Source organism: Hydrogenophaga sp. (genome assembly GCF_031426985.1).
Lineage (GTDB): Bacteria > Pseudomonadota > Gammaproteobacteria > Burkholderiales > Burkholderiaceae_C > Hydrogenophaga.
In genome coordinates this window covers 1-17,740 of record NZ_JASJOY010000211.1, presented here as the reverse complement: position 1 = coordinate 17,740, position 17,740 = coordinate 1, and the positions used below count along the sequence as shown (strand labels likewise).

Annotated in this window: 18 protein-coding genes; 7 read left to right on the top strand and 11 right to left on the bottom strand. The window is 67.1% G+C overall.

Going from position 1 to position 17,740, the window contains the following annotated elements; all coding sequences use genetic code 11:
* Window positions 1-232: 232 nt before the first annotated feature.
* The 7 genes from RMP09_RS21730 to RMP09_RS21700 all read right to left on the bottom strand — a co-directional run bounded on the left by RMP09_RS21730 (window position 233) and on the right by RMP09_RS21700 (window position 8,095).
* The gene (locus RMP09_RS21730) at window positions 233-1,222 is read right to left on the bottom strand and encodes an oligopeptide/dipeptide ABC transporter ATP-binding protein (RefSeq protein WP_310568077.1); all 990 of its coding nucleotides are present in this window, start codon (window positions 1,220-1,222) and stop codon (window positions 233-235) included.
* A 74-nt stretch (window positions 1,223-1,296) separates the two neighbouring features.
* Complete coding sequence (locus RMP09_RS21725) at window positions 1,297-2,286, bottom strand: ABC transporter ATP-binding protein (protein WP_310568063.1); 990 nt, start codon at window positions 2,284-2,286, stop codon at window positions 1,297-1,299.
* Entirely contained in the window at window positions 2,283-3,194 is a 912-nt protein-coding gene (locus RMP09_RS21720) for an ABC transporter permease (protein ID WP_310568062.1), read from the bottom strand. The genes RMP09_RS21725 and RMP09_RS21720 overlap by 4 nt, the downstream gene beginning before the upstream one ends.
* 131 nt (window positions 3,195-3,325) lie before the next feature.
* Window positions 3,326-4,903, bottom strand: coding sequence for an ABC transporter substrate-binding protein (locus RMP09_RS21715; RefSeq protein WP_310568061.1), 1,578 nt, complete (start codon window positions 4,901-4,903; stop codon window positions 3,326-3,328).
* Between the two features lie 43 nt (window positions 4,904-4,946).
* Window positions 4,947-6,170: a M20 aminoacylase family protein gene (locus RMP09_RS21710; RefSeq protein ID WP_310568060.1), complete on the bottom strand. Its 1,224-nt coding sequence runs from the start codon at window positions 6,168-6,170 to the stop codon at window positions 4,947-4,949.
* A gap of 1 nt (window position 6,171) precedes the next feature.
* The gene (locus RMP09_RS21705) at window positions 6,172-7,152 is read right to left on the bottom strand and encodes an ABC transporter permease (protein ID WP_310568059.1); all 981 of its coding nucleotides are present in this window, start codon (window positions 7,150-7,152) and stop codon (window positions 6,172-6,174) included.
* A gap of 151 nt (window positions 7,153-7,303) precedes the next feature.
* On the bottom strand, window positions 7,304-8,095 hold the full coding sequence (locus RMP09_RS21700) for a DUF3047 domain-containing protein (RefSeq protein WP_310568058.1): 792 nt from the start codon (window positions 8,093-8,095) through the stop codon (window positions 7,304-7,306).
* A gap of 174 nt (window positions 8,096-8,269) precedes the next feature.
* Between RMP09_RS21700 and RMP09_RS21695 the strand changes: the two genes are divergently transcribed.
* A complete protein-coding gene (locus RMP09_RS21695) occupies window positions 8,270-8,596 on the top strand; it encodes a helix-hairpin-helix domain-containing protein (protein ID WP_310568057.1) in 327 nt (108 codons plus the stop codon).
* A gap of 92 nt (window positions 8,597-8,688) precedes the next feature.
* Here the strand turns inward: RMP09_RS21695 and RMP09_RS21690 are convergent, their stop codons facing one another.
* Together RMP09_RS21690 and RMP09_RS21685 are read right to left on the bottom strand one after the other, a co-directional pair.
* A complete protein-coding gene (locus RMP09_RS21690; RefSeq protein ID WP_310568056.1) occupies window positions 8,689-9,717 on the bottom strand; it encodes a porin in 1,029 nt (342 codons plus the stop codon).
* Between the two features lie 285 nt (window positions 9,718-10,002).
* Complete coding sequence (locus RMP09_RS21685) at window positions 10,003-11,082, bottom strand: porin (protein ID WP_310568055.1); 1,080 nt, start codon at window positions 11,080-11,082, stop codon at window positions 10,003-10,005.
* A gap of 286 nt (window positions 11,083-11,368) precedes the next feature.
* Here RMP09_RS21685 and coq7 point away from each other — a divergent pair, with 286 nt between their 5' ends.
* Window positions 11,369-12,010 carry a 2-polyprenyl-3-methyl-6-methoxy-1,4-benzoquinone monooxygenase gene (gene coq7 / locus RMP09_RS21680; protein ID WP_310568054.1) on the top strand — a complete coding sequence of 214 codons (642 nt, stop codon included), beginning with the start codon at window positions 11,369-11,371 and terminating at the stop codon, window positions 12,008-12,010.
* A gap of 95 nt (window positions 12,011-12,105) precedes the next feature.
* Here the strand turns inward: coq7 and RMP09_RS21675 are convergent, their stop codons facing one another.
* Complete coding sequence (locus RMP09_RS21675; protein WP_310568053.1) at window positions 12,106-12,555, bottom strand: OsmC family protein; 450 nt, start codon at window positions 12,553-12,555, stop codon at window positions 12,106-12,108.
* Window positions 12,556-12,841: 286 nt separating this feature from the next.
* Here RMP09_RS21675 and ilvA point away from each other — a divergent pair, with 286 nt between their 5' ends.
* Both ilvA and cobT read left to right on the top strand, forming a co-directional pair.
* Entirely contained in the window at window positions 12,842-14,440 is a 1,599-nt protein-coding gene (gene ilvA / locus RMP09_RS21670; protein ID WP_310568052.1) for a threonine ammonia-lyase, biosynthetic, read from the top strand.
* A 12-nt stretch (window positions 14,441-14,452) separates the two neighbouring features.
* Entirely contained in the window at window positions 14,453-15,541 is a 1,089-nt protein-coding gene (gene cobT / locus RMP09_RS21665; protein WP_310568051.1) for a nicotinate-nucleotide--dimethylbenzimidazole phosphoribosyltransferase, read from the top strand.
* 23 nt (window positions 15,542-15,564) lie between these two features.
* On the opposite strand, the gene RMP09_RS21660 is transcribed toward cobT, so the two are convergent.
* On the bottom strand, window positions 15,565-16,053 hold the full coding sequence (locus RMP09_RS21660) for a type II secretion system protein N (protein ID WP_310568050.1): 489 nt from the start codon (window positions 16,051-16,053) through the stop codon (window positions 15,565-15,567).
* A gap of 122 nt (window positions 16,054-16,175) precedes the next feature.
* Here RMP09_RS21660 and gspG point away from each other — a divergent pair, with 122 nt between their 5' ends.
* From gspG to gspI, 3 genes are all read left to right on the top strand, one after another.
* The gene (gspG, locus tag RMP09_RS21655; RefSeq protein ID WP_310568049.1) at window positions 16,176-16,625 is read left to right on the top strand and encodes a type II secretion system major pseudopilin GspG; all 450 of its coding nucleotides are present in this window, start codon (window positions 16,176-16,178) and stop codon (window positions 16,623-16,625) included.
* A gap of 168 nt (window positions 16,626-16,793) precedes the next feature.
* Window positions 16,794-17,216, top strand: a complete 423-nt coding sequence (locus RMP09_RS21650) for a type II secretion system protein GspH (protein WP_409559771.1) — start codon at window positions 16,794-16,796, stop codon at window positions 17,214-17,216.
* Entirely contained in the window at window positions 17,213-17,593 is a 381-nt protein-coding gene (gspI, locus tag RMP09_RS21645) for a type II secretion system minor pseudopilin GspI (protein ID WP_310568048.1), read from the top strand. The genes RMP09_RS21650 and gspI overlap by 4 nt, the downstream gene beginning before the upstream one ends.
* Window positions 17,594-17,740: the final 147 nt, after the last annotated feature.

Genomic DNA, 17,740 nt, shown 5'->3' with positions numbered 1-17,740 from the left:
AGCTGATGCGGCCCCCTGCGCCGCTTCGCGTCTTCCCCCAGAGGGGGACGATGCCTGCGGCTCGGCGTAGCCGAAGCCACGGCATCCTGGATATGAAAACCCTTCACGCCAACGGCTCAGGACGAGGGGTGCGCCCCGCAGCGAAATAAAGGAGGAGACCTGCGCAGCAGGTCGGGGGACATTCGCGGAGGGGCGCACCCCTCGTCCGCGCCAACGCCCAGATGTCTGAGCGTCAGATCCGCCCCTCTTCCACCGCATGGCAAGCGATGCGAACACCCCCGATGGTCAACAACGCCGGCCGCTCGTTGCGGCAACGCTCGTTCACATGCGGGCAGCGCGGGTTGAAGGCGCAACCACTGGGCGGGTTCAGCGGGTTGGGCACTTCGCCTTGCACCGGTGTGCGCGCCTGGCCCGTGTCGTGCATCTTCGGAATCGCGTCCAGCAGCATGCGCGTGTAGGGGTGGCGCGGGCTGTCGAACAAGGTGTGCTTGTCGGCCAGCTCCACCAGACGGCCCAGGTACATCACGCCCACCTGGTCGCTCATGTGGCGCACCACCGCCAGGTTGTGGCTGATGAACAGGTAGGTCAGGCCCTGCTTGCGCTGCAGGTCTTTCATGATGTTGAGCACCTGCGCCTGCACGCTCACATCCAGCGCGCTGGTGGGCTCGTCGCACACCAGAAATGCCGGCTGCGTGGCCAGCGCCCGTGCGATGGAAATGCGCTGGCGCTGCCCGCCGCTGAACTGGTGCGGGTACTTCGTGCGGTCGGCCGCGGCCAGGCCGACGGACTGCAACAGCTCTTCGACCCGCGTGCGCAGGGCCTGCGCGTCGCTCAGCAGACCGTGTTCGATCAGCGGCTCGGCGACGATGTCCTGCACCCGCCAGCGCGGGTTCAGGCTGGCGTACGGGTCCTGAAAAATCATCTGGATGCGCCGGCGCAGCTGCCGGCCTTGCGGCGTCTTGAACGCAGCGTGCGCGTCCTGCCCGTCGAACTCGAAGCCCCCGCGCGTGGGTTCGTACAGCCCCACCAGCAGGCGCGCCACGGTGCTCTTGCCGCACCCCGATTCGCCCACCAGCGCCAGCGTCTGGCCCTGGAAAATGTCGAAGCTCACGCCGTCGACCGCGCGCAGCAACTGGCGCGGCTGGCGTTCGAGCACGCGGTTGAGCCAGGGCGCGGAAACATCAAACGTTTTGGCCAGGTCGGTGGCGCGCACCAGCGGCACGGGCGGTGCCGGGGTGGTTTCGGCGGGCGCTGCCTGGGCGGCGTGGGCCTGCCGCACGGCTTTTTCGATCAGGCTCACGCGGCCTCCCCGACGGTTTGCACGCTGGACGCATCGTGCAGCCAGCAGGCCGCCCGCGTGACGCCGGCCGGCATGAGTTCGGGGCGCTGTTCGTGGCAACGGTCGAAACCGCGCTCGCAGCGCGGGTGGTAGGCGCAGCCCTGCGGAATGGCGTTCAGCCGCGGCATGGCGCCGTCGATCTGGTGCAGGCGCTCACGGTCCACGCCCATGTCGGGGATGCAGGCCATCAGCCCCTTGGTGTAGGGGTGGGCCGGGTGGTTGATGACCTCGTGCACCGGGCCGATCTCGGCGATGCGGCCGGCGTACATCACGGCCACACGGTCGCAGGTTTCGGCGATCACGCCCATGTCGTGCGTGATCAGCATGACCGCCGCACCGCGTTCTTTGCAGATGCGCTTGAGCAGCGTGATGATCTGCGCCTGGATGGACACGTCCAGCGCGGTGGTGGGCTCGTCGGCCACGATCAGGCGCGGTTCGGCCGCCAGCGCCAGGGCGATGACCACGCGCTGGCGCATGCCGCCGCTGAACTGGTGCGGGTAGTGGTCGATGCGTTGTTCGGCCGCCGGGATGCCGGTGTCGCGCAGCAGCCCGATGGCGCGCTCGCGCGCTTCGGCCGCGCTCACCGGCAGGTGGGTGGTGATGGTTTCGATGAGTTGCCGCCCCACCGAATACAGCGGGTTGAGCGAGGTCAGCGGGTCCTGGAAGATGGCGCCGATCTGCCGGCCGCGCACCCGGCGCATCTGCTCGGGCGGCAGGTTGTGTATGGGCCGGCCTTCGAGCACGATCTCGCCGCTGGCCACACGGCCCGGCGGCTCCAGCAGGCCGATGATGGACGCGCCGGTGAGCGACTTGCCCGCGCCCGATTCGCCCACCACGCCCAGGATTTCGCCCGGCGCGATGTCGAAGGAGATGCCGTCCAGCGCGCGCAGCGTGCCGCGGCGGTTCGGAAATTCGACGACGAGGTTTTTGACTTGAAGCAGGCTCATCGCAGTCTGGGGTTCAAAGCGTCGCGCAACCAGTCGCCCAGCAGGTTCACCGACAGCGAAATCAGCACCAGCATGGCGCCGGGGAAGAGCGTGATCCACCACTCGCCAGAGAACAGGTAGTCGTTGCCGACGCGGATGAGCGTGCCCAGCGAGGGCGAGGTCGGCGGCGCGCCCACGCCCAGGAAGGACAGCGTGGCCTCGGTGATGATGGCCGTGGCCACCTGGATGGTGGCCAGCACCAGCACCGGCCCCAGGACATTGGGCAGCACATGCCGGCGCATGATGCGCAGCGGCGACACGCCGGTCACGCGCGCGGCCTGCACGTATTCCTTGTGGCGCTCGACCAGCGTGGAGCCGCGCACCGTGCGCGCGTACTGCACCCAGCCGGTGAGCGTGATGGCGAGGATGAGCACGCCCAGGGCCAGCGAATCGTGCGCGTCGGGAAACAGCGCACGGCCCACGCCCGCGATCAGCAGCGCGACCAGGATCGGGGGAAAGGACAGCATCACGTCGCACACGCGCATGAGCAGGCTGTCGACCCAGCCGCCCAGAAAACCGGCCAGCAGTCCCAGCGAGACGCCGATCACCACCGACAGCAGCACCGAGGCCAGGCCCACAGCCAGCGAGATGCGCGCGCCGTACATCAGCGCCGAGAGGATGTCACGCCCCTGGTCATCCGTGCCCAGCCAGAAGGCGGGGTTGCCGCCTTCACTCCACGAGGGCGGCAGGCGCGCGTTGGACAGCTCCAGCGACGCCAGGTCGAACGGGTTGTGCGGCGCGATCCACGGCGCGAACACGGCACAGACCACACAGACCAGCGCCATCCCCGCCGCCACGATGGCCGTGGGCGAGGTGCGGAAACTGTGGCCGACATCGCTGTCGAGCCAGCGGCGAACAAAGGCAATCAAATGTCTTGCTTTCGAGAGAGAAAGGGTCAGCCAACGAGGGGGAGCCCGTCCAGAGTCAGCGCGGAACCGGCTCCGCCGGGCCGCTGCTGGCGCCCCCCACTGGGGGGTGACGCCGCAGGCGGCGCGGGGGGTTACTTCACAGACATGAAGCGGAACGGCATGACGTTGTCGGCCAGTTGCACCAGGCTCAGGTTGTTGGCCACGCCCCAGGCCAGGGCCTGCTGGTGCAGCGGCAGGTGGGCGAAGTCTTCGTCGTGCAGCTTGAAGGCTTCCTTGATCAGCGCGTTGCGCTTGGCCTGGTCGGTTTCCGACTGGATCTTCAGCGTCAGCTCATCGAGCTTGGGGTTGCAGTAGGCGCCCAGGTTGAACTGGCCCGCCCCCTTGTCGTCCACGCAGCGGGTCAGCGCGTTCAGCGCGTTGTGCGCGTCGTAGGTGCTGGGCGTCCAGCCCAGCAGGTAGAAGCTGGTGTCGCGCTTGAGCACCTTGGGAAAGTAGGTGCCCTTGGTCTCGGCCTGCAGGCGCACCTTCACGCCCACCTTGGCCAGGCCAGCGCTGACGGCCTGGCAGATCTCGCCGTCGTTCACGTAGCGGTCGTTCGGGCAGTTCATGCTGACCTCGAAGCCGTTGGGGTAGCCCGCGTCGGCCAGCAGCTTCTTCGCGGCGTCCAGGTCGTAGGCCGGGCGCTTGTCCATGCTCGCGTCATAGCCGTTGATGCCCGGCCCCACCATCAGGGCCGAGGGCCGCGACGCACCGCGCATCACACTCTTCTGGATGCCCACGATGTCGATGGCCTGGTAGAAGGCCTGGCGCACGCGCTTGTCCTTGAAGGGGTTCTTGCCCTTGACGCTGGAGTACAGCAGCTCGTCGCGCTTCTGGTCCATGCCCAGGAAGATGGTGCGCAGCTCGGGGCCCTGCAGCACCTTGCTCTTGCCGCTGGCGTTGATGCGCGCCACGTCCTGCACCGGCACCGGCTCGATCACGTCCACCTGGCCCGAGAGCAGCGCGGCCACGCGGGTGGCGTCGTTGCCAATGGGCGTGTACTCCACGTTGACCACATTGCCTTCGATCTTGCCCCAGTAGGCACCGTTGCGCACGAAGGTGGTCTTGACGTTGGGCTGGCGCTCGCGCAGGCGGAACGGTCCGGTGCCGTTGGCCCGGAACGAGGCGGCGTTCTCGATGCCCTTGCGGCGGTCCACCGGCTTGGTGGCCTGGTTCTCTTCGCTCCACGTCTTGCTCATGACGTAGAAGAAGGTCAGCACGTCCGGCAGGATGGGGAACGGCGCCTTGGTCTCGATGTCCACCGTGTGCTCGCCCACCTTGCGCACCGCCTGGATGTCGTTGGTGTAGCTGCGCATGTCCGAGCCGTCGCCCGCGCCGCGCGCCAGGCTGAACAGCACGTCGTCGGCGGTGAAGGGTTTGCCGTCGTGGAATTTCACGCCCTTGCGCAGTTCAAACCGCCACACGGTCGGCGAGACCTGCTTCCAGCTGGTGGCCAGGCGCGGGGTGAGCTTGAGGTTCTGGTCACGCCCCACCAATGGCTCGTACACGTTGCCCACCACGCTCAGCTGCGTGGTCTCGTTGAGCGAGTGCGGGTCCATCGACAGGGCGTCGCCCTGGTTGCCGATGCGCACCGTCTGCGCCGACGCGGCCGATGCAGCGGCCAGCGCAGCCACGATCAGGCCGCTCATCAAGGTGGGTTTGAAAGTCATGCATCGCTCCTCTGGGGGTTGGGGGGAAACAGGAAACCCGGCCTCAGGCCGGTGACAGGGGCATGCCCTGCTCGACGAGGCCGGCGTGCAGCGCTGCGCCCAGCGGCAACACGTCGTCGTTGAAATCGTAGCGGCTGTTGTGCAGGTAGCAGCTGCCCACGCCGTGCTCGGTGCCCTGGCCCAGTCGCAGGTAGGCGCCGGGCTTGACCTGCAGCATGAAGGCAAAGTCCTCGGCCCCCATGCTCGGCTCCAGCGCGTCGTTCACGTGCTCGTGGCCCACCAGGTGGCGCGCCACAGCGGCGGCGAACCGCGCCTCGTCGACGGTGTTGAGGGTGGCCGGGTAGACGCGTTCGTAGCGCACGTGCGCAGACGCACCCAGGCCCATGGCCACGCCGTTGCAGACCTCGTGCAGGCGTTTTTCCAGCAGGTCCTGCACCTCGGCGCTGAAGCTGCGCACTGTGCCCACCAGCGTGGCCTTGCCGGGCAGCACGCTGAAGGCGCCGGGGTCACCGGCGTGCATGGAACACAGGCTGATCACCGCTTGATCGAGCGCGCGCACATTGCGCGAGACGATGCTCTGCACCGCCGTGATGATGTGCGCCGCCACCAGCACCGGGTCCACCGTCTGGTAAGGGTGGGCACCGTGTCCGCCCTTGCCGGTGATCTCGATGGTGATGCGGTCGGCCGCCGCCATCATCGGCCCGGGGTTGATGCCCACGGTGCCCGGCGGCATCTGCGGCCAGTTGTGCATGGCATAGACCGACTGCACCGGAAAGCGCTCGAACAGCCCGTCTTCGATCATGGCCTTGGCACCGGCAAAGCCCTCTTCGCCGGGCTGGAAGATCAGCACCGCCGTGCCATCGAACTGGCGTGTGGCGGCCAGGTAGCGCGCCGCGCCGACCAGCATGGCGGTGTGGCCGTCGTGGCCGCAACCGTGCATCAGGCCGGGCCGGGCGGAGCGCCAGGCGACGTCGCTTTCCTCGTGCATGGGCAGGGCGTCCATGTCGGCGCGCAGACCCATCATGCGGCCGCTGCCGCGCGTGCGGCCATGGATCACCGCCACCACACCGGTCTTGCCAATGCCGGTGTGGATCTCGTCCACGCCACAGACCTTGAGCGACTCCACCACACGCCGCGCGGTGAAGTGCTCCTCGAAACCCAGCTCCGGGTGCGCGTGCAGCTCGCGCCGCAGCGCGGTCAGTTCGGGGTGGTAGGCCGCGATGTGCGCGAACGCGCGGCCATGGGCCTTGATGCGAGACGTCAGCATGTCAGTGCGCTCCAGATCTTTCGACGCGCAAGCGCGGGTCCACGGCGAAATACAGAAGGTCCACCACCAGGTTGATCACCACGAAGATCAGCGCGATCAGGCACAGGTAGGCCGCCATCACCGGGATGTCGGCAAAGGTCACGGCCTGGATAAACAGCAACCCCATGCCCGGCCACTGGAACACCGTCTCGGTGATGATGGCAAAGGCGATCAGGCCGCCCAGCTGCAGGCCGGTGATGGTCATCACCGGCACCAGGGTGTTCTTGAGCGCATGGCCGAAGTGCACCGCGCGCTGCGTCAGGCCACGGGCGCGCGCGAACTTGATGTAGTCGGTGCGCAGCACCTCCAGCATCTCTGCCCGCACCAGCCGCATGATCAGCGTGAGCTGGAAGATCGCCAGCGTCACCGCCGGCAACACGATGTGGTGCCAGCCCTTGGCCGTGAGCAGGCCGCTGCTCCACCAGCCCAGCTGCACCACGTCGCCACGGCCAAAGCTGGGAAACCAGCCCAGCTGCACCGCAAACACCAGGATCAGCAGGATGCCGATCAAGAACGTCGGCAACGAAACGCCCAGCAGCGAGATCGTCATGAACAGCTGGCTGACGAAGGTGCCGCGCTTGAGCGCCGCGTACACCCCCATCGGAATGCCCAGCACCAGGGCCAGCACCGCGGCCACCAGCGCGAGCTCCAACGTGGCCGGGAAGCGCTCGGCGATCAGGCGCGACACCTTGGCGCCCTGGCGCAGGCTCAGACCGAATTCACCCTGCACCGCGTTGACCAGGAAGTGCCAGAACTGGACAAAAAACGGCTGGTCCAGCCCCAGGTCGGCGCGCAGTTCGCGGATCTGCGCGGGCGTGGCGTCCTGCCCGAGCAAGAAGACCACCGGGTCGCCCACGTACTGGAACAGCATGAAGGCGATCAGTGCCACGCTGACCATGACCACCACTGCCTGCGCCAGGCGCCTGAGAATGAAAGCAAACATCGTGTGAAAACAAAGAGAGGGTCGTCACCGTGGTGTGCGACCCTCAGTGGTCAGCCAATTCAGTGTACCTTTGACCTGCACCGCACTATGCAACAACCGTTCCCGGCCGCAGGACGGGTGTTACCCGCAGGCGACAGCACGCCGCGCACCCTCAATGGGCGCCAGACAGGTCCTCCAGCCGCAACGCCCCGTACCACGCTCGCAAGGTCGATCCCGTGTTGTCCGTGTCCGTCATCAGCGCCACGGCCTCCAGCGGTCCCGGCTCCTCGCCGAAAGCACGGATGAAATCGGCCCGCACATCGCGCCGGTGGTCGCGCCACTGGCCCAGGTGCTGGGCGCCGCTCTCCACCACCACCTTGCGGATGCGATCGGTGCGCGGGTTCGGCAACACCGTGCCCACCGGGTCGTCCAGACTCCACACATAGGCCAGGGTCGCGTACGGCAGAGGCTCGCCCGTGAGCAAGCGGCTGAGTTCAGACAAACGGTGCGCACGCGCACTCCACCGGGAGCGGTCTCCCCCGAACGCCAGCAGGATGCGCGCCGGCGCGTCGGTCGCCCCCGCATCCTTGAGGTTGGCCCCAATGGGCAGCGCATCCACCCGCCAGGAAAAGTCCAGCATCCCAACCGCCGCCAGCCCCGGCTGGAACTGCCGGCGCAACACGCTGACCGAACGGTGCGCATGCACCTGCAACGCCGGCCGCCCCTGGCGCACCACCGACCGAAAAGGCGCCGACACCTTGCCGGGGAGAACAAACGTTTGCCAGTCGCCACCGCCCGGTGGCGTCAGCAGCAGCGTCTGTGCCGCGCGCCGGACGGCCGCCTCCTCCCGCTCAACAGAGGCTGTTGGCGGCGACGCGCAAGCGGCCAATCCGGCCGCCAGGACCAGTCCCCCAACGGGCTTGAGCGACCGCCAGCGAGCCGCCGATGACACATCTTGTTTCATTCAAAGCAGTGTAGCGCGGAGGTCACATGTCCCCCGTTGGGGGGATGCCCCCGGAACCACCACAAACCATGCCGGGAACGCGTGTTCTAGATTGTGAGAGGCGCATCAAACCGTATGCGCCCGGCGGCTGGACACGGTGTCCGGTCCCGATTTCAATCCTTCAGGAGAGGACCCATGCTGATCAAGAAAACCCTGGCCCTGCTGCTCTCGCTGGCATCGGCCGTTGCCATGGCGGCGGTGGACGTCAACACCGCCAGCGAAGCCGACCTCGACAGCGTCAAAGGCATCGGCCCCGGCACGTCCGGCAAGATGCTGGAACAACGCAAAGCAGGCAAGTTCAAAGACTGGCCCGACCTCATCGCCCGCGTGCCCGGCATTGGCGACAAGCGCGCCGCCAAGCTGTCGGCCGAAGGCCTGACGGTCAACGGCGCCAAGTACCCGTCGGCTGCAGCCGAAACGCCGGCGCCCAAAGCCAAAGCCCCCGCCGCGACCAAGCCCTGACGCGAACGATCCGCCCAAGAAAAAGCCCCGCTGCGTTGCCGCAGCGGGGCTTTTGACTTTCAGAACCTCAGCTGGCTTGCGCCAACGAAAGATCAGAAGGTGTGACGCAGGCCGACAGCGATCAGACGGTCTTCGTCAACCTTGACGCCAGCAACCTTCATGTTGCTGGTACGGAAACCGGCGTAGGCGGTGGTGCGCTTGGACAGGCTGTAACCAGCGGCGATGCCGTAGCCGGTGCGCTTGCCGTCGCCAGCAGCGGCGTTGTCCTTCGAGCGAGCGTAGCCAGCCGACAGCGTCAGAGCAGACGACAGGGGAACATCGACGCCGAACTGGTAATCGGTCGACTTGGCGGCGTCAATCTTGGTCTGACCGTAGCTGGCCAGCAGCTTGGCAACACCCAGATCGTACGAACCGTTCAGTGCTGTGATCTTCAGGTCATCAGAGCCGGACACATCGCCCTGGGTCTGGTACGCGAAGTTGGCAGCAATGGGGCCGTTGGCGTAGGACAAGCTGAAGTCGGTCACGTCTTCCTTGACTGCCGAGTCGCCGTCCATCGAGTAGCTGAAGCCACCGCTGAAACCGCCGAAGGAGGGCGACACGTACTTGATGGTGCTGCCAGGATGGTCAGCGTACACAGCGTTTGCCACCAGAACATTCTTGCTGGCCGACAGAGCGGAGTCAAAACCGCTGTTGGATGCGCCCATGACGTCGTCCATGGCAGTCCAAGTGCCGCCGAAGGTCACTTCACCGAAGCCGCCGGCCAGGCCGACGTAGGACTGGCGATTGAAACCAGCAGCATCGCCATTGGTCAGGTTAATACCCTGTTCCAGCTTGAACACGGCCTTCAGACCGCCACCCAGATCTTCAGTGCCCTTGAAGCCGATACGGCTGCCGCTCAGGCCGCCCGAACCCATCTTGGTGGTGGACTTGCCACCAACGGAAACGCCTGCAGCAAGCAGTTCCGCAGGAGTCGTAGCTTCGGCGGCGGCGCGGAAATCGGTCGCGGTGCCCTTTTGCGAGCCAACCCAAACGTCGGCCACACCGTAGATGGTGACGCTGGATTGGGCCATGGCGGCGCCGGAAGCGGCCAGAACGGCCAGAGCGATCAGAGACTTTTTCATGAGGTATGTTCCTTTGAAAATTCCAGCCTTCTGATGAAAGCCGGTGTGACTAAAACTCACAGACGGAATGCTACCTCCGGGTCTACCCTGATCCCGTGGGTTAACCCTGAAACAATTTGCGTTGCCGCCCGAAACGTCGGTTTTTGGCGACACAACGCTCACAAACGAAACCCAAAGCATTCTTTTTCAGACCCGCGATCGCACCACGCAAACTAAAAAGCCTGCCGTGTTGCCACGGCAGGCTTGGATTCTGTCTTTCAAGCTGGCCCAAGCCAGCATGAACGATCAGAAGGTGTGGCGGATACCGATGTCGTAGCCAGACTTGTTCGCCGTCTTGACGGAATCGCTGCCAAAGGATGCATAGACCTTGGTGCGCTTGCTCAGCATGTAATCCACGCCCAGGCCCAGCTTCTTCGTGGAAGCTTTATCACCGCTGACCTTGCTTTCACCGTAGCCAGCCTTGATAAGGAATGCCCCCATGGGAGCGGTGGCCATCAGGTTCCAGCTGCTGCGATCCTTGGCAGAGGCGATGGGGTCGAGGCTGGAGAAGCCGGCACCAACGGTCATGAAGCCCAGATTGTAAGTACCCACGATGGCCGTGATCTGGTCGTCCTCGCGGTTTTGCTCGTAACCACCACCGATGTACAACGGACCAGACGCGTACGACGCCCACAGGCTGACGAGGTTCTTTTTATTGCCACCCTTAGATTGCGCTTGGAGAGAATCCGGATCCGCAATGCCGTCGGTGCCAGCAGCACAGGTCGATGCGTCTGCAACATCAACACACGCAAACTTGTCAGCAGACAGGTCGTTCGCCGTCCCAGAGGTCTTCAAACCCAGCGACAGGCCAAAGGAGAAACCGCTGAAGTTGGGCGACGAATAGAAGATGGCATCGGTACGACCAAGGCCCGAACCGTCAATGTTGCCGTTCGGATCGGTGGCGTAGGCGGTGGTCAGCACGGCCGAAGAGCCGACCTGCAGCGTGCCCCATGGATCGGTCATGTTGACCGGGCCTTGGAAGGCGGTCAGGGCGCGACCCAGCTTCACGGAACCAAAGCCGCCAGACAGACCCACGGTGGTCTCGCCCTGGAAGGTCGGACGCTTGTTGGCCGTGCCATCGTTGCCACCCGACTCAGGGCTGAAACGCTGGGCCAGGGCGAAGTTGGCCTTCAGGCCACCACCCAGGTCTTCGGTACCCAGAAAGCGGATCTGGTTGGCACCGTTGGTGGCGTCCAGACGAGCGTCCTTCGAACCGATCGGCTTGACGTAGCCCAGGTCCACGGCGCCGTCGATGGTCACGGACGATTGTGCGAAGGCAGCGCTGGTGGCGGCCACAGCGGCCAGAGCAATCAGGGTCTTTTTCATTGAGGAGTTCTCCAAGGTTGATAAAGAGGCTGAAGGGGAAAACCTTCGACGCCGACCTCCGTTTTTGGAAGCTGGAGCCATTGCACCAGATGGCACCCCCAGCCGTCACGGCCAACCCGCTCCGTCGCGGGAAAACCCTCGCACCTCTTGTTGCATTGCAGCGACAAATGGCCGCGCATGCCGGCAGCGCAGCGGCCTGCATGCCGACGGGTCAGCGGATCCCCCGGCGCGCGTGCCCTTCGGTGTTTGGACCATACTGAACACTTTCGATTTGCGGAGCCTCACCATGACACTGGATCCCGTCCTGACGGCAGCCGATTCGGCGCTGCGCACGCTGTTCGCAGCGCCCCGCGCCACACGTCCTTGCCCCACCTTGCCCGAGTCTTCAGAAATATCGCTGAACGATGCGGATCGGGCCCTGGCGGGGTCCCTGATGCGCGTCAACCATGTGGGCGAGGTCTGTGCGCAGGCGCTCTATACCTCGCAGGCGCTGGCCGCACGTTCGCAGGGAGTGGGGCATGAAGGTCTGGCGCTGCGCCTGGAAGCCGCGGGCCGGGAAGAGACCGACCACCTGGCCTGGACGAAGGAGCGGCTGGACGAGCTGAACGCCCGCCCGTCCCTGCTGAATCCGCTCTGGTACGCCGGCGCCTTTGGCCTGGGGTTGCTGGCCGGCCGGTTCGGGACCGGCGTGAGCCTGGGTTTTGTGGTGGAAACCGAACGCCAGGTGGAGGCCCACCTGGCCAGCCACATGGACCGGTTGCCGGCCCAAGACCATGCCTCGCGCGCCATCGTGGCGCAGATGAAAGACGACGAGGCCCGCCACGCACGCGAGGCGCAGCAGGCCGGCGCCACGGAATTGCCGGCGCCGGTCAGGGGTTTGATGCGCTTGGCGGCCAAGGTCATGACGACCGTGGCGCACCGCATCTGAAACAGGCAATGCCCCCACCCGCCACCGCTGGCGCGGGTCGCTGCCCGCCGGAAGGGACTGATCCGCCCTGGGAAGGCCCGGCGGCCAACGCCGGATCAGGCTTCGATGAGGTCGAAGCCAGTGGTGATGTCGGCGGTTTTGCCCAGCATGATGCTGGCCGAGCAGTATTTGTCGTGGCTCATGGCGATGGCCCGCTCCACCGCCAACGCGGGAATGCCCTTGCCGGTGACGGTGAACTGCATGTGGATCTTGGTGAAGACCTTGGGGTCGGTCTCGGCGCGCTCGGTGGTGAGCTTGACGCTGCAGCCGCGCACGTCGTGCCGGCCGCGCTTGAGGATGAGCACCACGTCGTAGGCGGTGCAGCCGCCGGTGCCGGCCAGCACGGTTTCCATGGGGCGCGGCGCGAGGTTGGCCCCACCGTTCTCGGGCTTGGCGGCGTCGGGCGCGCCGTCCATCACCAGCACATGGCCGCTGCCGGTTTCGGCGACGAAGCCCATGTTCGAGCGGGTGCCGGTGGCGCCGGTCCAGGTGACGGTGCATTCCATGTGAAGGGGTCCAGACGTGAAGTGGATAACGCTTTTTGGAAAAAGCTCTCTAAAAGATAGCAAAAAGCATTCGTTGCATGTTGCGTTGCAGCATGGCTCCGATATACTCGCGGCATTGTATTGAAGGTTGTCTCCTCTACCCTCCACGGGTGGATTCAAACCCGGACCGGCTCTGCCGGCCCGGGTTTTTTTTGTCCCGGGCGGATGAAGCCCACCCGACCCCGCTCAGCCGGCCCGGTTTTTCGAACCACCCCGCTGGCTATGATGGGTGTCCAAGGAAGAACCCATGCCCGCACGCCCGAAAAAGCCCCCTGTTGTCGCCGAATCCCCTGTCACCACGCTCGGTCCGGCCGACTACCTCAAGAAGATCCTCACGGCGCGGGTGTACGACGTGGCAGTGGAATCGCCGCTGGAAGTGGCCCGCAACCTGAGCCGCCGCGTGCACAACACGGTGCTGCTCAAACGCGAAGACCAGCAGCCGGTGTTCAGCTTCAAGCTGCGCGGCGCTTACAACAAGATGGCGCACCTCACGCCAGAGCAGCTCAAGAAGGGCGTGATCTGCGCTTCGGCCGGCAACCACGCGCAAGGCGTGGCGCTGGGGGCCGCCAAGCTGGGCACGCGGGCGGTGATCGTGATGCCCACGACCACGCCGCAAGTCAAGATCGACGCCGTCAAGGCGCTGGGCGGCGAGGTGCAGCTGCACGGCGACAGCTATTCCGACGCCTACGGCTACGCGGTGACCCTGCAGAAGAAAGAGGGGCTGACGTTTGTGCACCCGTTCGACGACCCGCTGGTCATCGCCGGCCAGGGCACGATCGCCATGGAGGTGCTGCGCCAGGTGCAGAGCCTGGGTTCCAACCACCTGGACGCGGTGTTCGTGGCCATCGGCGGCGGCGGGCTGATCTCGGGCGTGGCGAACTACATCAAGGCGGTACGGCCCGAGGTCAAGGTCATCGGCGTGCAGATGAACGACTCGGACGCGATGATGCGGTCGGTGCAGGCCGGCGAGCGGGTGACGCTGCCCGACGTGGGCCTGTTTTCTGACGGCACGGCGGTCAAGCTGGTGGGCGAAGAGACCTTCCGTGTGGCCAGTGGCCTGGTGGACGAGTTCATGACGGTGGACACCGACGCGGTGTGCGCGGCGATCAAGGACATCTTCGTGGACACGCGCTCCATCGTGGAGCCTGCCGGCGCGCTGGCGGTGGCGGCCATCAAGCAGTACGTGGCCCAACACAAGACCAAGGGCGAGACCTACGCGGCCATCCTGTGCGGCGCGAACATGAACTTCGACCGCCTGCGCTTCGTGGCCGAACGCGCCGAGGTGGGCGAGGAACGCGAAGCGCTGTTCGCGGTGACGATTCCCGAGGAACGCGGCAGCTTCAAGCGTTTTCTGGAGACCATCGGCAACCTGCCCGGTGGCCCGCGCAGCGTGACCGAGTTCAACTACCGCATCGGCAACGCCGAGACCGCGCACGTGTTCATCGGCCTGACCACGCACGGCAAGGGCGAGTCGGGCAAGCTGGCGTCCAGCTTCCAGCGCCAGGGTTTTGACGCACTGGACCTGACGCACGACGACCTGGCCAAGGAGCACATCCGCCACATGGTGGGCGGCCATTCGCCGCTGGCGCAGGACGAGCGCCTGCTGCGCTTCGTGTTCCCGGAGCGCCCGGGCGCGCTGCTGAAGTTCCTGAGCCTGATGCGCCCGGGCTGGAACATCAGCCTGTTCCACTACCGCAACCAGGGCGCCGACTACGGGCGCATCCTGGTGGGGCTGCAGGTGCCGCCCAAAGACCACAAGGCGTTCGACAAATTCCTCCACACCCTGGGGTACCCGTTCGTCGAAGAAACCCACAATCCCGTGTACCGTCTGTTCCTCAAGAGCTGACCGCACATCCCGATGATCATCAAGCCCTTCCCCACCAGCGAAGAAGCCGCCCCGGTCGTGGATCGGCTGGCGGGTTTGCGGCTGCCGACCATCCACCCCACCGCCGACCCCGTGCTCGACGCCGAGCTGCGCCAGCGCCTGCACCGCAGCGAACTGCCCGAGCACGCGCTGGGGCGCCTGGAAACCCTGCTGCTGCAGCTGGCGCGCATCCAGAACGCCACGCCCTTCCCGTTCGATCTGCTGGCTTTCGATTCCCCTCAGCTGGTGGTGTTCGCGGCCGACCACGGCATTTGCGATGAGGGCGTGTCGCGGTTTCCGCAGTCGGCCACCCGCCAGCGCGTCGGGCAGCTGCTTCAGGGCACGTCTGCGACCAACACCCTGGCCACCCTGCACGGTTTTGACCTGACGGTGGTCGACGCCGGTGTGTCCACCCATCTGCAGCCACCGGCCAACCACCCGGGGCGCGTGCCGCTGCAGTTGCGCAAGATCGGCTACGCCACCCGCAACATCGTGCTCAGCCCGGCCATGTCGCTGCCACAGGCGGTGTCGGCCCTGCACGCCGGCATGGACGTGGTGCACCACCTGCCCGGCAATGTGGTCGCGCTGGGCGATGTGGGGGTGGGCAGCACCTCGTGCGCCGCCCTGCTGCTCTCACGCCTGTGCGGTGTGCCGCTGGCCGACGCCTGCGGCCGCGGCGGCGGGCTGGACGACGCCCAGCTGCAGCACAAACTGGAAAAGCTGTTCGCCGCCGCCACCCGCCACCGCAAGGCCACGGCCCCGCTGGACGTGCTGGCGGCCCTGGGCGGTTTCGAGATCGCCATGATGGCCGGTGCCATGCTGCAGGCCGCGGCCGAGCGGCGCGTGGTGCTGGTGGACGGCTTTGTCGCGGGCGCGGCGGCACTCGTCGCCCGCGGGCTGTCGCCGGCCGTGACCGACTACCTCGTCTTCACCCAGCGCTCGGCCGAACCCGGCCACCGCCTGCTGCTGATCCACCTGCAGGCGCAACCCCTGCTGGACATGGAACTGCGCATGGGCCAGGGCACGGGTGCGCTGCTGGCCTGGCCGCTGCTGCAAACCGCGCAGCGGCTGCTGGAACACTGACCGCTTCGGCGCCCGACAACGGCTCAGTTCTTGGCCGGGGACGGCAGGCTCAGTTCCACCGTGGCCGGCCCGGCGCTGCTGGCGCCCAGCTGGGCCCCCAGACGGCTGACCGACTGCAGCACCAGACCACCTTCGAGCGCCGCCCCCACGGCATAGGGCCTCGGCGGCTGGCTGTCGATCGCGATCAGGGCGACCCCGTTGCGCCCCACCTGGTCGACCACACCGAGCAGGCGGTAGCGCGAAGACGCGGCCACCGGCGCTGGCGTGTCCGACGCGACCGCGGGAGCCACCGCGCCGAGCGCACGGGCCACCGCAGCCGCGTCGCTGCCCACGGGGGCCATGGCCACGGCCGCCACCGGCGTGACCGGGCTGCGCCCCCAGGCCAGCAAGGCCCAGTAGCCCGCGCTCAGCCCCGCCGCCAGCCACAGCAGACCGGCCGCCAGCGCGGGCACCATGCCCGGGGCGGACAACGGGGGCGGCGCCAGGCGGCGCGCACGGATGGCCTTGTTCATGGGCGCATTATGATCGACCGACACCGCGCAAGCCCGGGCAAAACAGCGCCGGTGGCGCCCCTCGCACAGCACCGACCACACGCCCAGCGCACGGGCGCGCAGGACCGACCCGGGAGACCGCTTTGACACACCTTCACCCCCTGCACCACACCGCCCGGCGCGCCCGGGTGCGCGGCTTCACGCTGATCGAACTCATGGTGGTGCTGGTCATCATCGGCGTGCTGGCCGCGCTGATCGTGCCCAACGTGCTGGACCGCGCCGACGACGCCCGCGTGACCGCCGCCAAGACCGACGTCAACAACCTGATGCAGGCGCTCAAGCTCTACAAGCTGGACAACCAGCGCTACCCGACCGGTGAACAGGGCCTGAACGCCTTGGTGGCCAAGCCGGGTGCCGGCCCCACCCCGGCCAACTGGCGGCCGTACCTGGACAAGCTGCCCGCCGACCCCTGGAGCCGCCCCTACCAATACCTGAGCCCGGGCCTGCACGGCGAAGTGGACGTGCTGTCGCTGGGCGCGGACGGGCAGGCCGGCGGCGAAGGCAAGGACGCCGACATCGGCAGCTGGGAGTAGGCCATGCCCCCCCTGCGCCGCTGCGCGGCTTCCCCCCCTGCTGTGCGGGGGGGACGGCCTCTGTGGCTCGGCGAAGCCGGTTCCACGCGGCCCCTGGATAGAAGACACCTCAGCCTCCACCATGCCCTCGCGCCACGCTGTGCACAGGGTTTCACGCTGCTGGAGTTGATGATCGTGGTGGCCATCATCGCGCTGGCCACGGCGGGCGTGAGCCTGGCGCTGCGGGACAGCGACAGCACCCTGCTCGAACGCGAGGCGCTGCGCCTGTCGGCGCTGCTCGAATCGGCCCGCGCGCAGTCGCGCACCAGCGGGGTGCCGGTGCTCTGGCGCAGCACCGGCAGCGGCTTCGAGTTCATCAGCGTGGCGACCACATCCGGCGATCCGAACGGGCTGGCCAACACCCGCAACTGGCTGAGCGCCGGAACGCGCGTGCAGATCACGCAGCCCGCCGGCGCCGCAGTGCTGGTGCTGGGGCCGGAACCGCTGATCGCCGCGCAGCGGCTGCTGCTGCTGCAGGGGGACCGGCGCCTGAGCCTGGGCACCGACGGACTGGCGCCGTTTGCGGTGCTGCCGGAAAGCGCCACACCATGAAGCACCCGCTGCGCCGCAGCCGGGGCTTCACCCTGATCGAGGTGCTGGTCGCGCTGGCGGTGGTGGCCATCACCCTGGCCGCCGGGCTGCAGGCCACCGGCGCCCTGACCCGCGCCGCCAGCCGCCAGAACGACCAGTGGTTGGCCCAGCTGTGCGCTGAAAACGAACTGACCCGGCTGCGCCTGGCGCGTCAGCTGCCCGGCGTGGGCGAGACCAGCGCCGACTGCACCCAGGCCGGCCAGACGCTGGCGGTGCGCCTGGTGGTCGCCCCCACACCCAACCCGAACTTCCGGCGCATCGATGCGGTGGTGGAGGGCACGGTCGATGGGTCGGCGGTGCGCCTGCTGATGCTGTCCACGGTCATGGGGCGGTATTAGATGAGCCCCCACGCTCCACCGCTGCGCGGGTCGCTGCCCCCCGGGGGGGCTGGGCCTGCCTTGGGGCGGCCCGGCGGCTGGCCCGTCTTGCCCCCCCACGCTCCACCGCTGCGCGGGTCGCTGCCCCCCGGGGGGGCTGGGCCTGCC

What these genes read in the sequence shown, in the direction of transcription:
- RMP09_RS21725 (WP_310568063.1), bottom strand. Translation starts at nt 2,286, where the DNA reads ATGAGCCTGCTTCAAGTCAAAAACCTCGTCGTCGAATTTCCGAACCGC.
- RMP09_RS21715 (WP_310568061.1), bottom strand. Translation starts at nt 4,903, where the DNA reads ATGACTTTCAAACCCACCTTGATGAGCGGCCTGATCGTGGCTGCGCTG.
- RMP09_RS21710 (WP_310568060.1), bottom strand. Translation starts at nt 6,170, where the DNA reads ATGCTGACGTCTCGCATCAAGGCCCATGGCCGCGCGTTCGCGCACATC.
- RMP09_RS21705 (WP_310568059.1), bottom strand. Translation starts at nt 7,152, where the DNA reads ATGTTTGCTTTCATTCTCAGGCGCCTGGCGCAGGCAGTGGTGGTCATG.
- RMP09_RS21700 (WP_310568058.1), bottom strand. Translation starts at nt 8,095, where the DNA reads ATGAAACAAGATGTGTCATCGGCGGCTCGCTGGCGGTCGCTCAAGCCC.
- RMP09_RS21695 (WP_310568057.1), top strand. Translation starts at nt 8,270, where the DNA reads ATGCTGATCAAGAAAACCCTGGCCCTGCTGCTCTCGCTGGCATCGGCC.
- RMP09_RS21690 (WP_310568056.1), bottom strand. Translation starts at nt 9,717, where the DNA reads ATGAAAAAGTCTCTGATCGCTCTGGCCGTTCTGGCCGCTTCCGGCGCC.
- RMP09_RS21685 (WP_310568055.1), bottom strand. Translation starts at nt 11,082, where the DNA reads ATGAAAAAGACCCTGATTGCTCTGGCCGCTGTGGCCGCCACCAGCGCT.
- coq7 (WP_310568054.1), top strand. Translation starts at nt 11,369, where the DNA reads ATGACACTGGATCCCGTCCTGACGGCAGCCGATTCGGCGCTGCGCACG.
- RMP09_RS21675 (WP_310568053.1), bottom strand. Translation starts at nt 12,555, where the DNA reads ATGGAATGCACCGTCACCTGGACCGGCGCCACCGGCACCCGCTCGAAC.
- ilvA (WP_310568052.1), top strand. Translation starts at nt 12,842, where the DNA reads ATGCCCGCACGCCCGAAAAAGCCCCCTGTTGTCGCCGAATCCCCTGTC.
- cobT (WP_310568051.1), top strand. Translation starts at nt 14,453, where the DNA reads ATGATCATCAAGCCCTTCCCCACCAGCGAAGAAGCCGCCCCGGTCGTG.
- RMP09_RS21660 (WP_310568050.1), bottom strand. Translation starts at nt 16,053, where the DNA reads ATGAACAAGGCCATCCGTGCGCGCCGCCTGGCGCCGCCCCCGTTGTCC.
- RMP09_RS21650 (WP_409559771.1), top strand. Translation starts at nt 16,794, where the DNA reads ATGATCGTGGTGGCCATCATCGCGCTGGCCACGGCGGGCGTGAGCCTG.
- gspI (WP_310568048.1), top strand. Translation starts at nt 17,213, where the DNA reads ATGAAGCACCCGCTGCGCCGCAGCCGGGGCTTCACCCTGATCGAGGTG.